Origin of the sequence: Clostridium sp. UMB9555A (genome assembly GCF_030222355.1) — a bacterium.
Taxonomy (GTDB): Bacteria; Bacillota; Clostridia; order Clostridiales; family Clostridiaceae; genus Sarcina; species Sarcina perfringens.
This window is the reverse complement of record NZ_JASORQ010000001.1, coordinates 669,847-684,963: the sequence shown is the minus strand read 5'-3', so window position 1 is coordinate 684,963 and position 15,117 is coordinate 669,847. Positions and strand designations below refer to the sequence as shown.

Annotated in this window: 17 protein-coding genes; 3 read left to right on the top strand and 14 right to left on the bottom strand. The window is 26.5% G+C overall.

Translation table 11 applies throughout. The features are described 5' to 3' along the window. Positions 1-181: 181 nt before the first annotated feature. Positions 182-1,132 carry an aromatic acid exporter family protein gene (locus tag QP548_RS03205; RefSeq protein ID WP_061428666.1) on the bottom strand — a complete coding sequence of 317 codons (951 nt, stop codon included), beginning with the start codon at positions 1,130-1,132 and terminating at the stop codon, positions 182-184. A gap of 146 nt (positions 1,133-1,278) precedes the next feature. Between QP548_RS03205 and QP548_RS03200 the strand changes: the two genes are divergently transcribed. After that, positions 1,279-1,920, top strand: a complete 642-nt coding sequence (locus QP548_RS03200; RefSeq protein ID WP_061428668.1) for an undecaprenyl diphosphate synthase family protein — start codon at positions 1,279-1,281, stop codon at positions 1,918-1,920. A 4-nt stretch (positions 1,921-1,924) separates the two neighbouring features. After that, complete coding sequence (locus tag QP548_RS03195) at positions 1,925-3,424, top strand: phytoene desaturase family protein (RefSeq protein ID WP_061428670.1); 1,500 nt, start codon at positions 1,925-1,927, stop codon at positions 3,422-3,424. A 31-nt stretch (positions 3,425-3,455) separates the two neighbouring features. Here the strand turns inward: QP548_RS03195 and QP548_RS03190 are convergent, their stop codons facing one another. From QP548_RS03190 to QP548_RS03130, 13 genes are all read right to left on the bottom strand, one after another. Next, a complete protein-coding gene (locus tag QP548_RS03190; protein ID WP_061428672.1) occupies positions 3,456-5,147 on the bottom strand; it encodes a diguanylate cyclase in 1,692 nt (563 codons plus the stop codon). A gap of 59 nt (positions 5,148-5,206) precedes the next feature. Further along, complete coding sequence (locus QP548_RS03185; protein WP_003449588.1) at positions 5,207-5,341, bottom strand: cyclic lactone autoinducer peptide; 135 nt, start codon at positions 5,339-5,341, stop codon at positions 5,207-5,209. Between the two features lie 20 nt (positions 5,342-5,361). After that, entirely contained in the window at positions 5,362-6,006 is a 645-nt protein-coding gene (locus QP548_RS03180; protein ID WP_061428674.1) for an accessory gene regulator ArgB-like protein, read from the bottom strand. Between the two features lies 1 nt (position 6,007). After that, a complete protein-coding gene (locus QP548_RS03175) occupies positions 6,008-6,469 on the bottom strand; it encodes a hypothetical protein (RefSeq protein WP_061429446.1) in 462 nt (153 codons plus the stop codon). Between the two features lie 16 nt (positions 6,470-6,485). After that, complete coding sequence (locus QP548_RS03170; protein ID WP_061428675.1) at positions 6,486-7,052, bottom strand: DUF5317 domain-containing protein; 567 nt, start codon at positions 7,050-7,052, stop codon at positions 6,486-6,488. Positions 7,053-7,202: 150 nt separating this feature from the next. Further along, on the bottom strand, positions 7,203-7,706 hold the full coding sequence (locus QP548_RS03165; protein WP_081109955.1) for a TVP38/TMEM64 family protein: 504 nt from the start codon (positions 7,704-7,706) through the stop codon (positions 7,203-7,205). Positions 7,707-7,932: 226 nt separating this feature from the next. Beyond that, the gene (locus tag QP548_RS03160) at positions 7,933-8,928 is read right to left on the bottom strand and encodes a calcium/sodium antiporter (RefSeq protein WP_061428679.1); all 996 of its coding nucleotides are present in this window, start codon (positions 8,926-8,928) and stop codon (positions 7,933-7,935) included. A 129-nt stretch (positions 8,929-9,057) separates the two neighbouring features. Further along, a complete protein-coding gene (dinB, locus tag QP548_RS03155; RefSeq protein ID WP_061428681.1) occupies positions 9,058-10,137 on the bottom strand; it encodes a DNA polymerase IV in 1,080 nt (359 codons plus the stop codon). A gap of 140 nt (positions 10,138-10,277) precedes the next feature. Beyond that, a complete protein-coding gene (locus QP548_RS03150; protein WP_061428683.1) occupies positions 10,278-10,910 on the bottom strand; it encodes a peptidylprolyl isomerase in 633 nt (210 codons plus the stop codon). Between the two features lie 178 nt (positions 10,911-11,088). Next, a complete protein-coding gene (locus QP548_RS03145) occupies positions 11,089-11,493 on the bottom strand; it encodes a DUF3785 family protein (RefSeq protein ID WP_061428685.1) in 405 nt (134 codons plus the stop codon). A gap of 116 nt (positions 11,494-11,609) precedes the next feature. After that, positions 11,610-12,440: a Cof-type HAD-IIB family hydrolase gene (locus QP548_RS03140; RefSeq protein ID WP_061428687.1), complete on the bottom strand. Its 831-nt coding sequence runs from the start codon at positions 12,438-12,440 to the stop codon at positions 11,610-11,612. A 254-nt stretch (positions 12,441-12,694) separates the two neighbouring features. Next, positions 12,695-13,408: a PspA/IM30 family protein gene (locus QP548_RS03135; protein WP_003455961.1), complete on the bottom strand. Its 714-nt coding sequence runs from the start codon at positions 13,406-13,408 to the stop codon at positions 12,695-12,697. 85 nt (positions 13,409-13,493) lie between these two features. After that, positions 13,494-14,195 carry a hypothetical protein gene (locus tag QP548_RS03130; protein ID WP_061428690.1) on the bottom strand — a complete coding sequence of 234 codons (702 nt, stop codon included), beginning with the start codon at positions 14,193-14,195 and terminating at the stop codon, positions 13,494-13,496. A 147-nt stretch (positions 14,196-14,342) separates the two neighbouring features. On the opposite strand from QP548_RS03130, the gene QP548_RS03125 reads away from it, so the two are divergent. Continuing rightward, a complete protein-coding gene (locus tag QP548_RS03125) occupies positions 14,343-15,008 on the top strand; it encodes a hypothetical protein (protein WP_061428692.1) in 666 nt (221 codons plus the stop codon). Positions 15,009-15,117 lie beyond the last annotated feature (109 nt).

The following is a 15,117-nucleotide window of genomic DNA, read 5'->3' as shown; positions in this document are numbered from 1 at the left end:
TAAATGAATATTATTCATGTTTATCCAATATATTATATTTATTGAATATACTTTTCTATTGTATCTTATTTCATCACCATTATTAGCAATTTTTATATGTTTTAAACATCAACAAAACTAAAAAATATAAATTTACCCTGATATTCTTTTATTTTAATAAACATATTCTAAATATAATTTTTTATTTTATATAACATTGATTTTTTGTTTTTATAAAAATCTCTAAATCATTAATAAATTGAAATAACATAGCTCTATTTTCAAACTCTTCTCTGGTCACTGGAAGTTCTTGTTCACTTAACTCTTTTTTCAATCTATTTAATCTATTAATAAGTATATTTACATTAACTTCTTTACCTATTACAGAGGCTACTTCTTCTGTAAAATTGGCAACTAGTTCAGTCTGTTTCACAGTAATAGATATTCTTGAAAAGTGTTCTCTCATATACTTTAGAATTTGAAATTGAACTTCTCTCATATCTATGTAGTGTACATAATATCTAACATCCGAAAACAAGTAGTTATTAAAATTATCATTAGCTCTTTTTTTAGCTAACTCTATCCTGTTTTCAAGTTCATCAAAAAGTCTTTGTTCCTTTATTGAAACACTATGTGTTCTTAGGGAATATGCCATATCCATAAATATCTCTTTTATTTTTTCTGATATATAATCTATGTCTTCTTTTATCTTTTCCTCATTCTTAGGCATATAACTATTTAATATTAGTGCAACTAAAACCCCAACTAGCATAAGGCCTAGTTCATTTATTATCCAATATGAATTCACTTGTTTCTCAACTAATAAATGAGTTACTAAAACAGAACTTACAACAATTCCATCTGTCACTTTTAGTTTTACTGTTAAAGGTATAAAAATTAAAAGATATAATCCAAAAACAACTGAGTTAAATCCTAATACTAAAAATAAAATCGAAGACACTATTAAGGCTATAATAACAGATTCTATTCTCTTTATAGCTATTTTTAATGATTCTCTTTTTGTACTCTGTATGCTCAGTATAGTTATAATTCCCGCTGAAACCCAGTAACTTAGCCCTAATTCCTTTGCTATTATCATAGCTATTACAGCGCCTATTCCTGTTTTCCAAGTTCTAACACCTATAAATCTCATTTTTCAACTCCGTATAATTAACATTAAATTTTTCCATAGAATAATAATATAATCAAAATTTAAAATAATCAAATTTATGCATTTTATTTATTAAAATGGGAATACTTTCATTTGAATCTATTTTTAAGAAAGGGTTGAGACATATTATGAGAATTCCAAAACATATAGGGGTTATCCCAGATGGTAATAGACGTTGGGCTGTAGAAAATGGACTTGAAAAAGATCAAGGATATTTACATGGAATTGACCCTGGACTTGAACTTTTTAAACTTTGTCAAAAACTAGATATTAAAGAAATAACTTATTATGGTTTTACTACAGACAATACCAAAAGACCATCATATCAAAAAAAGGCATTCATAGATGCCTGCATAAAATCAGTAGAATTAATTGCAAATGAAGATTGTGAATTGCTTGTTATAGGGAATGCTGATTCTCCAGTTTTTCCTGAAGAGTTAAAAAAATATACTAAAAGGACTAAAATGGGTAAAGGTGGCATACGTGTTAACTTCCTTGTTAATTATGGTTGGGAATGGGATTTAAACCTTCTAAAATCCTGTGACATTAAGAGTAAAAATATCTATGATAATATTCAATCAAAAGATATTTCAAGAATAGATTTATTAATAAGATGGGGCGGTAGACGTAGATTAAGCGGATTTTTGCCAGTTCAATCAGTTTATTCTGATATATACATAATTGATGATTTATGGCCTAATTTTAATAAAGATCATTTCTTTAATGCTCTTGAATGGTACAACGATCAAGATATTACCCTAGGCGGTTAATTAAATGAGTCCAAAGAAAAAAGCTATAATAGTTGGAGCTGGAATAGGTGGATTAGCTACTGCTGTTCGCCTTCTTGTTAATAATTTTGAAGTAGATATTTTTGAAAAAAACTCTAAGATAGGTGGAAAAGTAAATTTAATTGAATACAAAGATTTTAAGATAGATTCTTCTGCTTCAATATTTATGCTTCCTAAGCCCTATTTAGAAGTATTTAAATATGCAAAAAAAGACCCTAAAGATTATATAGATCTTGTAGAATTAAATACTTTATATAAAGTGTTTAATGATAGAGGAGATAGCTTTAATATTTATTCAGACTTTCTAAAAACTACAGAGTCTTTAGAAAAGGTATTTAATGATGAAAGTTCAAATTATTATAAATATATATCTGATTCTTATAGAAGATATCTTTTAGTAGAAAAATATTTTTTAAATAGGAGTTTTTTCACCTTAAATTATTGGAGCTATTTTAAATCTTTACCTGAACTACTTAAAATACATCCTTTCAAAAATTGTTATAAAACCATTGAAGAATATATAAATAATGAATATTTAAAAACCTTATTAGCTTTTCAATGCATGTATATTGGGGAGTCTCCCCTTAAAAGTTCTAATGTTTTTAATTTAATTCCATCAACCACTCAAATATATGGATTATACTATATTAAAGGTGGGATGTACTCTTATGTAAAAGCTTTAGAAAAGTTAATCTTAGAACTTGGGGGAAAAATACACCTTAACTCAAATGTAACAAACATACTTATGGAAAAGAATGTATCAATTGGAGCAAAAATAAACCATGAAAATATATTTTCTGATTTAATTGTTTGTAATTCAGATTTTACTTATACCATACAAAATTTGCTTCCTAGAAGTACATTTAAAAATAAATTTTCTAGAAGAAAACAAAATAACTTATCCTTTTCTTGCTCTACATTTATACTACATTTATTTCTTAAGAAAAAATATAAAAATTTACATGTTCATAATATAGTACTTAATTTAAATAAGAAAGATGTTTTATTAGCTCCCTTTATAGATGGGCCTTTGCCAAAGGAATATATATATTATATCTATTGCCCAAGCTCAATAGATACTTCATTAACTCCTGAAGATTGTGAATGCATTAATATAACAGTACGTGTTCCAAACTTAAAAAAATATAAATCAAAATGGAATGAATCTACAATTGTTTCTTTGAGAAATAAAATCTTATATGACCTAAGTAAAATTAAAGGTTTAGAAGATATAAAAGAAAATATAATTTACGAAAGCTATACAACACCTATGACCTTAAAAAATGATTTTAATTGCTTTTTTGGTGCAGCTTTTGGTCTTAATCATAATTTACTACAAACAACTATTTTTAGACCTCAGGCAAAAATAAAAAAACTAAAGAATATATATTTTGTAGGTGATTCAGTACATCCTGGCTCTGGAATATCCATGTCTTTAATCTCAGCTAAGCTATGCTGTGAAAAAATAATATCAGATTTTAGCTAAAATAAAAAGAGGTGTATTATGATACATCTCTTTAAAAATCTTGTATTTCATTTATATTTTCCTTAACCACTTCACTAAAAATACCAACTATTTCTGGATCAAATTGAGTTCCACTGCATCTTTCTAGTTCAATTAATCCTTCATCATAAGTTTTTCTTTTATTATAAGGTCTACTTGAAGTCATAGCATCAAAACTATCTATTACAGTTAAGACCCTTGCTAGATATGGTATTTCTTTCTCCTTTAACCCTACTGGATATCCAAAGCCATCATATCTCTCATGATGATATAAAATAAGAGGTACAACATTCTTTAAAGAATTTACTGATTTTATTATTTCTACTCCATCTTTAGGATGTTGCTTTAAGATCTCCCATTCCTCTTTAGTAAGTCTCATCTTTTTAGTTAATATTTCATTAGGTATATTTATTTTGCCTATATCATGCATATAAGCCCCATATATTAACTCCTTTTTCTCATCTTCTGAAAGTCCTAATTTTTTAGCCATAAGTCTACTATAAATAACTACTCTTTCTACATGGCTATATGTATATTTATCCTTTGCATTTATAATGCTTATTAACGTTTTTATAGATGTTACAAGGGCATTTTCCTCTTCATTTAAATCTCGTTTTAACTCATCTAAAACAGATACATAGGTCTCAACCCTATTTTTATGGAAAAATTTAGCTCTATACAATGCATCATCAGCACATTTAACTAATTCCAACTCACTTTTAGCTTTATCTGGAAATACAGCTATACCAACAGATACTGTAAAATTAGCATTAGGTTGATTTTCTTGTCCCTCAAAATATCTCTTTTCTACTTTATTTCTAATTCTTTCTGCAATTTTAGTTGCTTCCTCTTCTGAAGTATTAGGTAAAATTATTGCAAACTCTTCTCCTCCATATCTAGATACTAAATCATTTTCCCTAGCTATGTTTTTCAGAATTTTCCCTATTTTTTTTAATGCTTCATCACCTTTTTGATGTCCATACAAATCATTATAATGCTTAAAATAATCTATATCCAAAAATATTAATGAAAGTTTCTCGTTTTCAACCTCACTAATATGCATTTTCTCTCTTAATTTATCATAAAAATATCTATGATTATAAACTCCTGTTAATCCATCTTCATTAACCAAAGTTTGTAATTCCCTTATGTGATCATTTTCAGTTTTTACATAAAAACCCAATGTCCAAGCTGTTAAAACAAATACTCCTGCTAATATTAAATCATTTTGAAAATAAATATTTACATCAGCATTCCCTGAAAAAATCAAATCTATAGATAAAATAATAGCTGATGACACTACTGAAACCACACATCCTCTATGCATGCCTCCCTGTATTGTAGATGTTATTATAATAAATAAAAATAAAAATTTATTATTACTAGAATTTCCCCCTGAAACTACTATAGCCATTATGAATATAATCATAAATAAAATTATTTCAATTAATTGTATCTTATTTATATGATCTTTATATTTGTTTAAACTAGCTAAACTCCAAAGTATGTAAATCGTTGATAATAAGAATATACTTATTAAAATTGATAATATACTATAATACGCTAAAAATTTATTGTTAGACTTTGTAAGATTAAAGGTGTATTGTAAAAAAGCCATAGCTGAAAATAATAATGATGATACTTTTACTATTGATAATATTTCATCAACTTTTTTCTTTTTATTATCATTTACATCTCTAATCATATTCTCCCTCTCTAATCTAGTATAAAATAAGGCCGGTTTAAAACCGACCTTTAGGTAAATTATTCATCTCTTAAAGATTTTGGTTCCTCTGGTTGGTGTGTAAACCAAAGACATGCTGAAGTAGCAACTGTTGTTGCAACTACTGTTGTTAATGCAGCAAATAATGTTAATAAGTTTTTGTTTAATTTTTTCATTTAACTCATCCCCTCAAAATTTATAATAATTTATTTGTAAAAGAATCTATAGTTCTTAACAATATATTTCCTATGTAGGTTAGAGTCATGCATTGCCATGCTACTCCAAAGATTATGCTTAACATAACATGCTTAGCTAAACTCCATCCTGAATTATAATATAAAATTATACTTAATAGTTCAATAAGTAAATATATAGTTAAAATCTTTAAAGATCCTTTTTTCATGCGTCTTTTCTTCTTTTCGGTTTTTATTGGTTTATTTGGTGTATCTACTGGAGCAAATTTAAAAACTATAAAATATGCAAAAACAAAAATAAATATTCCAATAAACACTACAAGCTCAAAGTTCATTTTTGTAAAAAAACTACTTTTTATTAAAAAACCAATACATATTGAAATTATTATGCCTAATAAAGTACATACATTAGAAGATTCTGAATGTGCTCCTCCAGAGTATTTTCTAAGTATGCTTGCTGTAAATAAAAATATCAAAGCTTCTAAAGCTATATTAAAGACTAATCCCAGTATAAGTACTGAAATTATTGATATTAATGTTTGTATTAAAGCATAAGTTCCATACTGAATAATTTCTTTTCTTTCATTATCATAATTTAACTCACTAGAAACTTTTTCAGCTATTAACTTCGATATATTCTCAATCATTTTATCTCAACTTTCCTTTTTTTGATGCTATTAAATAATAATAAGTAACAATAACCATAAACATTATAGTAGATGGAATACCTAATATTGTTTTAGTAAATACATTTTCAAACAAATAATCAATATTTTCATTAAAGAATTTCTCTATAAATAGTAAGTTTAAACCTTCACATAAAAATAAAATCATTAATATTAATATTGATGCTTTTATACTTACTATTAAATCTATTTTATTAACATTGAATGCTAAAAATATTAAAACGAATATATTCAATATTGTATGAATCCCATAATTTATAGGTAATAATCTAATTAAATAAACTACTAATACCAATATCAAACTTGAGATTAAATACTCCTTCTTTTCTAACTTTTTATTAGCGAAAGAGTACATAGCTAACATCATTGTAAGAGCTTCTGGTATTCCCCTTACTAAAGTTTCAAATAAAGTTACTTTTAACATTCTTCCTCCGCTGTCACTAAGCAAATATATTTCTTTGCTTATATTCATTTTTCTCATTAGTTTTTTTAACTGTAACATATATTATTATAACTACAAAAACTCTTATAAGTATATCACCAATACTTAAAACACTATATCCTATATCTATTATGTCACTTAAATACTTATATTTTACTGTACTTGTTCCTATCATATGTATATCATTGACCTTTGAAATAGTATTCGGCTTAAGATATCCTGTTAAATAAGATAAACTTGGAAAAACAGGCATTTCCCCACCGTTAGCAGCCATTACAATATGATTTAAGAAAGTTCCTGCTAAAATAAATAACGATCCAATTAAAGCACTTACATACTCCTTGTACCAAAATATAGGTATTAAGAATAAGTACATATATATACTTTTGAACCAAGGTGCCCATTTTATGACATCATAGTTACCCATAAATATACTCATTTGAAAGACTATATAAATAGCTTCAAAAATCAAAATAGGATAGATTGTCCAACTTTTAAAGAAAGGTTTTAAACTATATCCTTTTATTTTTGCAATTATTAATGCTATAATCACTGCTTCGATCATTATTTTACTCCTTCAACCAACTGTAAAGCTTTAACAAATTATTAAAACTTTATCCATTTAAATTAAATCATATAATTCATATTAAATCAATAATAAAAACCCATTTTTTACAAAAAATTTGAGCTTTTTTTGTTTTTAATGATAAATTTCTCATTTTATGCTTGTTTTATCCTTTAATTTCTTTAATGTTAGTAAAAATAAAATTAAACTTAAAACTCCAATAACAAGTTTTAAATTTTTTTGAGAAGCTATTATCACTCCATAACTGGCTAAAACCTCTAATAAAATAGAAGGTATTTTTCCTAAGAATGTAGCTATTATAAATGTAAAACTATTAACTTTACTCATGGCAGCAGCTAAGGTTACTAATCCTGATGGAATAAATGGTATTAATCTTCCTTCAAAAATTAAAATTCCAACACTTTTCCCTTCACTATTTACAATTTTATCTATTAATTCATACTTTCCTTCAATATTTCCTGCAAATTTATTTATACCTTTTCTATATACTTTAAAGCTTATCCATCCCCCTATAACTTCACCTAATAAAGAAATTAAAAATCCATTTATAGGACCGAAGAATACTATATTGGCTCCTGTAACAAATACAGATGGAACTACCCCAAGTAATGCTATAATTACACTTATAAACAAACTTATAAATATAGCTAACTCGCTATACTGATTAAAAATATTTATTAAACTATTTATATTTTTCTCCTCCCCCGCTTACATATTAACACTGTTAATTCTCATTTTAAGTATATCTTCCAAACTACCAAAGTTTCAATATATTTTACCTAATAGTAATATTCTTTCTCTCTATTTAACATAATTTTATAAAAAAATAACTGTCTTAATTTAAGACAGTTATAAAAAATTAATTTCTCATTATTATATATACTGTATATCCAATATAAAGAACTAAAAGAAATATCCCTTCATATCTAGTAAGTACTTTTTCCTTTTTCTTATTTAAGAAAATTAAAGCACCTATTATGAGAATAACAATTATAAGGAATATTAAATCTATTGATAAGCTTGCAGCTATTGTTATAGGACTTATTAAGGAGGATAAACCTAATATTAATAATATGTTAAAGGTATTAGATCCTAATATATTTCCAAGAGCTATGTCATTTTCACCCTTTTTAGCCGCAACTAAAGAAGTAACAAGTTCTGGAAGAGAAGTACCTATTGCTACAATTGTAAGGCCAACTAATTTTTCACTCAGTCCTAACCCTAAGGCAATTGCAGAAGCTGAATCAACAACTATTTTTCCACCTAATATTATTCCTATAACTCCAACTATTGATAAAATTATATTTTTAACTGTGCTATTAGGTGACTTTATATTTTGCTCTTCAAAATCTTCAAACTCTGCAGTTACTGCTACTTCATCTTCTTTTTTATTGCTTCTCTTAACTGTATATATTAAATATATTATATAAGTTATGCACATTAAGACTAATATTCCTCCATCTATTCTAGATAAAGAGTTTTTACTTCCTATTAGTCCAGTAAAAGTAAAAATATATAAAACAAAAGTTGCAATTAAATTTACTATAAAATCATTTTTTATTATGTTCTTCTTTATGACTAAAGGAGCCACAATAGCTGTACACCCTAAAGCTGCTAAAAGATTAAATAAATTTGAACCTAAAACATTTCCCATGGTAATATCATTGCTACCTTTTAGTGAAGCTGATATACTTACAGCAAGCTCTGGAGCACTAGTTCCTAAAGATACAATAGTAAGTCCAATTATAACTGCTGGAACTCCTAGCTTTTTAGCTATTCCTGAAGCACCATCAACAAAAAGATCTGCCCCTTTAATAAGTAAAAGGAACCCTATTATTAGAAGTATGTAGTTCATTAATTCCTCTCCATTTCAAATAACTTTACTAAATATAAATATTTTTTATAAATCATAAGTATAATTATACTATTTATTTAAATAATTTCTATATTATCGAAATTTGTTTTCATCTAGTTAATAAATTGTCTAAACATCAAAGCTTAACTGCTTACTTTCTTCTGTTATTATATTTTCTTCTAAAGATGATATTGTTATTCCTAATAATCTGACCTTTTTATTTTTAAAATCAACTACGCTTATAAGATCTTTTACACATTCCATTATTTCCTTCTTTTCTTTTAAAAAGTGTTCTAAAGTAATACTTCTTGTTATATGTTTAAAGTCGTTAAATTTCACCTTTAAGGTTACAGTTTTTCCTTTTTTATTCAATAAATCTAAGCTCTCACTAACTCTTTCTGCTATTCCCTCTAAAATCTCTATCATTTCTTCTATATCTTCTATGTCTTCTCTTAAGGTAATTTCTTTACCTATAGACTTTCTAATCCTGTATGGATTTACTGGCCTATTATCTATTCCCCTAGCAAACTCGTATAATATCTTGCCTCTTTCACTAAAAATATCTATAAGTTCTTCTTCAGAAAATTTAAGTAAATCCTCTCCCTTAAATACACCTATATTATTTAGCTTATTTTTAGTTACTCTTCCAACTCCAAAAAATTTTCCTATAGGTAAATTTCTTATAAAATCCTTTGAATTCTCCTCTGTTATTACTGTTATACCATCTGGTTTTCTAAAATCTGATGCCATCTTTGCTAAAAATTTATTAAAAGAAACCCCTGCTGAAGCAGTAAGACCTAATTCTTTAAATATTCTCTCCTTTATTTCAAGTGCCATTAAGGTTGCAGAACCTTTGCACCTTTTGCTTTTACTTACGTCAACAAAAGCCTCATCTAAGGACAAAGGCTCTACAAGATTAGAGTATTCATTTAATATATTCATAACCTGTCTAGAAACTTTTTTATAAACATCCATTCTAGGTCTTATAAAAATAGCTTTAGGACATAATTTATATGCAGTTAAAGAGGGCATAGCTGAATGTATTCCATATTTTCTTGCTTCATAAGAACAAGTTGCAACTACCCCTCTCCTATTTGGATCGCCTCCAACAATCAATGGCTTTCCTTTATACTTAGGATTATCTCTTTGTTCAATGGATGCATAAAAAGCATCCATATCTATGTGAATTATCTTTCTATTCTCTTTCATAAAGCCTCCATGCAAACATATGTTCATTTTTAATTTTACACTAAGACTTTTTAAATTCCAATATTATAAAAGATAAGTTTTAAATTATAAATCTATTTAAAACTTATCTTAAATATGGTAATTAATAAATTAAAATTCCTTTATTTAACCTTTTCAGGCTCCTTATACTCTATTCCCTTTGTATCTACCTTAATTGATTCTATAACAACATCCTCAACTGGTTTATCATTTGCACCTACTGAAACCTTTTCTATTTCATGAACCACATCTAATCCCTTAGTAACTTTTCCAAAGGCTGCATATTGACCATCTAAATGTGGTGCTTCTTTTGTAACAATAAAAAATTGACTTCCTGCACTATCAGGATTTTGAGACCTTGCCATTGATAATATTCCCTCTTCATGCTTAATATCATTTTCTACTCCATTAGAAGAAAATTCACCCTTTATCATATATCCTGGTCCACCTGTACCCGTTCCCTTTGGATCTCCACCTTGAAGCACAAATCCCTTAACTATTCTATGGATAGTTAAGCCATCATAAAATCCACTATTAGCTAGGCTTATAAAGTTATCAACAGTATTTGGAGCTTTGTTTGGATATAACTCTGCTTCTATAGTTCCAAAATTCTTAACTTCAATAGTAGCTACAGGTAATTTATCCTCTGGTATATTTTCCTTTGCCTTTTTACCTGTTCCTCCACATCCTATTAAAAGTAAAGATGCCATTGTAACTCCTATTGCTATTTTGCTAACTTTCTTTAATAAACTCATTTCTTTATTCCCCTTTCTTAAAATTTTTACTAATATGTTTTAAATTATATCATCTAAACCCTTTAAATTTATGTCATATAAGCTATTAATTTGTTTCTATATAATTAAATTTTCCTAAAACAAAAAAGGTATGTATTCTTTTTTTGTGTTATAAGAATACATACCAAAAACTTTTTTATTATACTTCAAGTTCTTCAACTTCAACTGCGAAGTTCCCACAATTTTTACAAACATTTATATTAACTAAATAGCTCTTGTCTACTTTTTTATCTCTTAATAATTTATTGTAAGTAAGACCTTCATAAGCTTTTTCTATATTGCTTATTACAAACTTTCCATTCTTAGCATAAATAAACATATTAAACTCTAAAAATGGGAAGCTCTTCTTTTTTTCCTCTAATCCAAATTTACATTCTTCACAAGGGCCATCATAATAGGCTTTTCCAAAGCTAACACCCTCACTACTATTTAATATTTCAAAAAGCTTATCTATATCAAAACCTTCAACATCTTCATTAAAGAAATAAAGCAATTTATCCTCTGATAAAGTATATTCTTTTTTATCAAAAGTGAAACTAAACATTTAATCATTCCTTTCTATGAACAATTTATATTTTATTATTATCTCTAAACATATTTAATAACTTTAAAGACAATATGTCAAACTAAATTTCTTTTTTATTAAACTCTTTATTTCTATTACTCTAATATAAATTTCTCTATAGCCTTAGCAACGCCTTCATTTTCATTTGTATCTGTTATATAATCTCCATATTCCTTAATAAAGTCTGGTGCATTTCCCATTACTACAGATAATCCTGCCTCTTCTAGCATAGATACATCATTTCCACTATCACCAATGCATATTACCTCTTTTAGGCTTATTCCTAATTTATCTGCAAGGGCTTTAACTGCACTTCCCTTTGAAGTTCCTTTTTTCATGATCTCTATACATCCACCCCAAGAAGCATAAACTAAATCTACTCCTTCTAAAGCTTCAAATTCATCCTTTGCTTCTTCTATATTAGGACCCTCTTCTTTTTTTATTATTATGAACTTTAATATATCATCTTCATGTTCATCATAAGCATCTCTTAAGTCATCATATTTATAAAATTTTATTTTTTCTTCCTCATCTACCCAGCTATTCATAAGCCTATGACTATCATCCTCTGGAATATCTGTATCTGCTATTAGTCCATCTGTAGAGTCTACATAAGCTAAAAACTTATATTTGTTTATAATATCACATATTTTAAAGTAAGTTTCCCTGTCTAGTGTAGATTTAAATATTACCTCATCAGTATTTTTATCCTTTATATATGAACCATTTGAACAGATTAATGGTGCATTTACTCCTATTATATTCCCATATATCCTAGCTGACGGAAAAACCCTTCCTGTTGATATAGCAATATGTACTCCTTTTTCAATGGCTTTCTTTAAAGCCTCTTTATTTCTTTCACTAACTTTATGATGAGAATCTAAAAGCGTACCGTCCATATCTATACAAACTAATTTATAATTCATTTAATTCTCCCCTTTCTAAATTAAATTTTATATAGACTTTCTTTTTTAATCAAGATTTAATACTTTAATATACAGCCCTTAAATAAAAGTAGTTATGTTATAACTTAAAATTCTATTTGTTATAAATTCTATATAATATTTTTCTAAAGACTTATAAAGTTATCTTCTAAAATAAAAAACTTATAAATATTGGGAAGAGAATATTTATAAGTTTTATTTACGAGCTATTTTAGTATAACCCTTTTAAATTCATATTATTTATTTTTATATTTCTCTAATTCTAAATCTACCTCTGAATCTGAAGTTTTATCTTCTTGTGTATTTTGTGTTCTATACTTATTTAATTCATCGTCTAAACTTAATTCTTCTAATTTAGCAAATTCATCATCTAAGCTTTCACCTTTTAATTCTTCTAGTCCAGCAGCATAACTCTCTTTTCTTGAAATACTTCTTTCTATATCATCAATATTAATTGAATTACTCTTACTTTGAACATTTGCAATAACTTCATTTATTTGTTTTGAAGCTTCAGCATTATTAAGTCTAGCTACTGCTTCATCTCTATAACTTCTTGTTTTATCTAATTCTTTTTCTAATTCCACTAATTTTGCTTTTAAAACATCAGCTTTCGCTCTTTGTCCTTCATAGCTTGCCTTTAAAGACTCAAATTTCTTGTCACTGTCTAATTTAAGTTTTAAAGCTTTCTTAGCTAACTCTTCATTTCCTTTACTCATTGCTAATCTTACTTTTTCATCATACTGAGCTGACTCTTCCTTAGCTTCATTCATTTTCTTTTCAGTATCTTTTAAGTTACCAAAAATTTGAGCTGATGATCTTTTAGCTTCATTAAAAGATTTCTCCATATCTCTTATTTTTTGATCTAATAATTCTACTGGATTCTCCATTTCATCTAAAGCTGAGTTAGTCTTAGCCTTAATCATATTTGATATTCTATTAAATATTCCCATTTTATTACCACCTTTACCGAATTTTTATTTAGATTTATTATACTCTCTCTTTTTTACAAATTCATGTCATAATTATTAATTTTAATTATCTTCTTTTTCTAATTGCAAATATTATTAAAGCTATTAATAAAATAGTTCCAATACCTATAAAAGGTCTTCTTATGAACATAAAACTAAACATATTTCCAAACATATTAAGTATATTATTTAACATAAGCATATCAAAAAAGCTAAATCCTCCTGAATTGCTACTTCTATAGCTTTTATTTGAACTACCACTGGATTTATCATTATTTTCATACTTATTATTTTCTTTAGAACTTCCTTCTTGATTATTAGGGGCTTTGCTATTAAACTTATCTGTAGTTGAATAATTATTATTTCCCTGTGTACTACCTTTATCTGAGTTACTAGAATCTTTTCCACTTTCTACTTTATCAGAGCTTGAATTACTTCCTGATGAAGGTTTATTAAACTTATCCGTAGTGGAATAATTACTATTTCCTTGGCTTTTTTTATTTTCACTAGATGAACTACTAGGCTTAGAATACTTTTTACTAGAATTATAAGAACTACTCTTACTTGAACTTCTAGAAGAACTTCCTGAACTCCTTGAGCTACTTCTAGAGCCCCCACCTGAGGATCTTCCACCTTTAGCAATAGTATTTTCTATACCAAAGGTTTCTGCCTTAACTTTTTTAATTGGAGAAATATTAAAACATCCAACTAAAAAGAAAAAAGCTATAAAAAATAGGACTAACTGACCAAACCTCTTATGTTTTTTCACCTCTTCCCCTCCTTAAATGTATTATATATCATCATTATAAATTAATTATTAAATTTTGTATATTTTAATAGCCTAAATTCATAATTATTTGATAATATATGATATCATAAATATATATATTATTTATATGGTAAAGGAGTATAGCAAATGAATGCAAAGGAATTTTTAGATAAAGAAAAAAATACTTATGGTAATCTTTACAGTGAGCTAATTTTTGTTTTAGATGATATTGAAGATTTAAGCGAAGATTCTACTTTAAAGGAAAGAGCATACTATAAAAACATTAAAATATTGAAAAAATATAATGATTTATTAGATAAGTTATCTAGAGAACTTCCAGGGAAAAAATCTTTCCTGTCATTTTTAAATAAATCTAAAGAAAATGAAATTATAAAAGAATGTGAAGATTTCAAAAAAACTTATAAAGATTCTCTTGATAAAATATTTGTATGTTCTAAATGCATGTGTGTAAAATGCATAAGAGAATGTGGCTTTAACCCATGTTTATCATGTAACAAAACTGGAAAAGTTAATTATTGTGATAAAGAAAATACTAATCTTATAGTATTTAAAAACTTTATAAAACAACAATACAATAATGAAACTAATGAAAATGAACCTCTTGAAATTCTTTGTGAAGTGGAAATGTTAGATATGGACAAGCGTTTTAGAATAATTAAAGAAGTTTTAAGTGGTGAACAATTTGTGCTTGAGTATGTCTACAATATAAAAGATGGTGATCTATATAATTCAATTGAGGATGTAGACCTATTTAATGAAATAATAGATATTTATGAAAGTAATAAGATATAAATTAAAATAAAGTATTTAAACACTTAATAAGGGCGTGTATTAAAATAACCTTTTATATTTTAATACAGCCCTTAAAATCTTATTTTATATATCTACTTTTTATTTAATA

Bases quoted from the DNA above. Each gene is read 5' to 3' on its own strand.
- QP548_RS03125 (WP_061428692.1), top strand. From the start codon at position 14,343: ATGAATGCAAAGGAATTTTTAGATAAAGAAAAAAATACTTATGGTAAT.
- QP548_RS03160 (WP_061428679.1), bottom strand. From the start codon at position 8,928: ATGAACTACATACTTCTAATAATAGGGTTCCTTTTACTTATTAAAGGG.
- QP548_RS03185 (WP_003449588.1), bottom strand. From the start codon at position 5,341: ATGAAAAAATTAAACAAAAACTTATTAACATTATTTGCTGCATTAACA.
- QP548_RS03145 (WP_061428685.1), bottom strand. From the start codon at position 11,493: ATGTTTAGTTTCACTTTTGATAAAAAAGAATATACTTTATCAGAGGAT.
- QP548_RS03175 (WP_061429446.1), bottom strand. From the start codon at position 6,469: ATGTTAAAAGTAACTTTATTTGAAACTTTAGTAAGGGGAATACCAGAA.
- QP548_RS03135 (WP_003455961.1), bottom strand. From the start codon at position 13,408: ATGGGAATATTTAATAGAATATCAAATATGATTAAGGCTAAGACTAAC.
- QP548_RS03190 (WP_061428672.1), bottom strand. From the start codon at position 5,147: ATGATTAGAGATGTAAATGATAATAAAAAGAAAAAAGTTGATGAAATA.
- QP548_RS03170 (WP_061428675.1), bottom strand. From the start codon at position 7,052: ATGATCGAAGCAGTGATTATAGCATTAATAATTGCAAAAATAAAAGGA.
- QP548_RS03180 (WP_061428674.1), bottom strand. From the start codon at position 6,006: ATGATTGAGAATATATCGAAGTTAATAGCTGAAAAAGTTTCTAGTGAG.
- QP548_RS03205 (WP_061428666.1), bottom strand. From the start codon at position 1,132: ATGAGATTTATAGGTGTTAGAACTTGGAAAACAGGAATAGGCGCTGTA.
- QP548_RS03140 (WP_061428687.1), bottom strand. From the start codon at position 12,440: ATGAATTATAAATTAGTTTGTATAGATATGGACGGTACGCTTTTAGAT.
- dinB (WP_061428681.1), bottom strand. From the start codon at position 10,137: ATGAAAGAGAATAGAAAGATAATTCACATAGATATGGATGCTTTTTAT.
- QP548_RS03200 (WP_061428668.1), top strand. From the start codon at position 1,279: ATGAGAATTCCAAAACATATAGGGGTTATCCCAGATGGTAATAGACGT.
- QP548_RS03150 (WP_061428683.1), bottom strand. From the start codon at position 10,910: ATGAGTTTATTAAAGAAAGTTAGCAAAATAGCAATAGGAGTTACAATG.
- QP548_RS03195 (WP_061428670.1), top strand. From the start codon at position 1,925: ATGAGTCCAAAGAAAAAAGCTATAATAGTTGGAGCTGGAATAGGTGGA.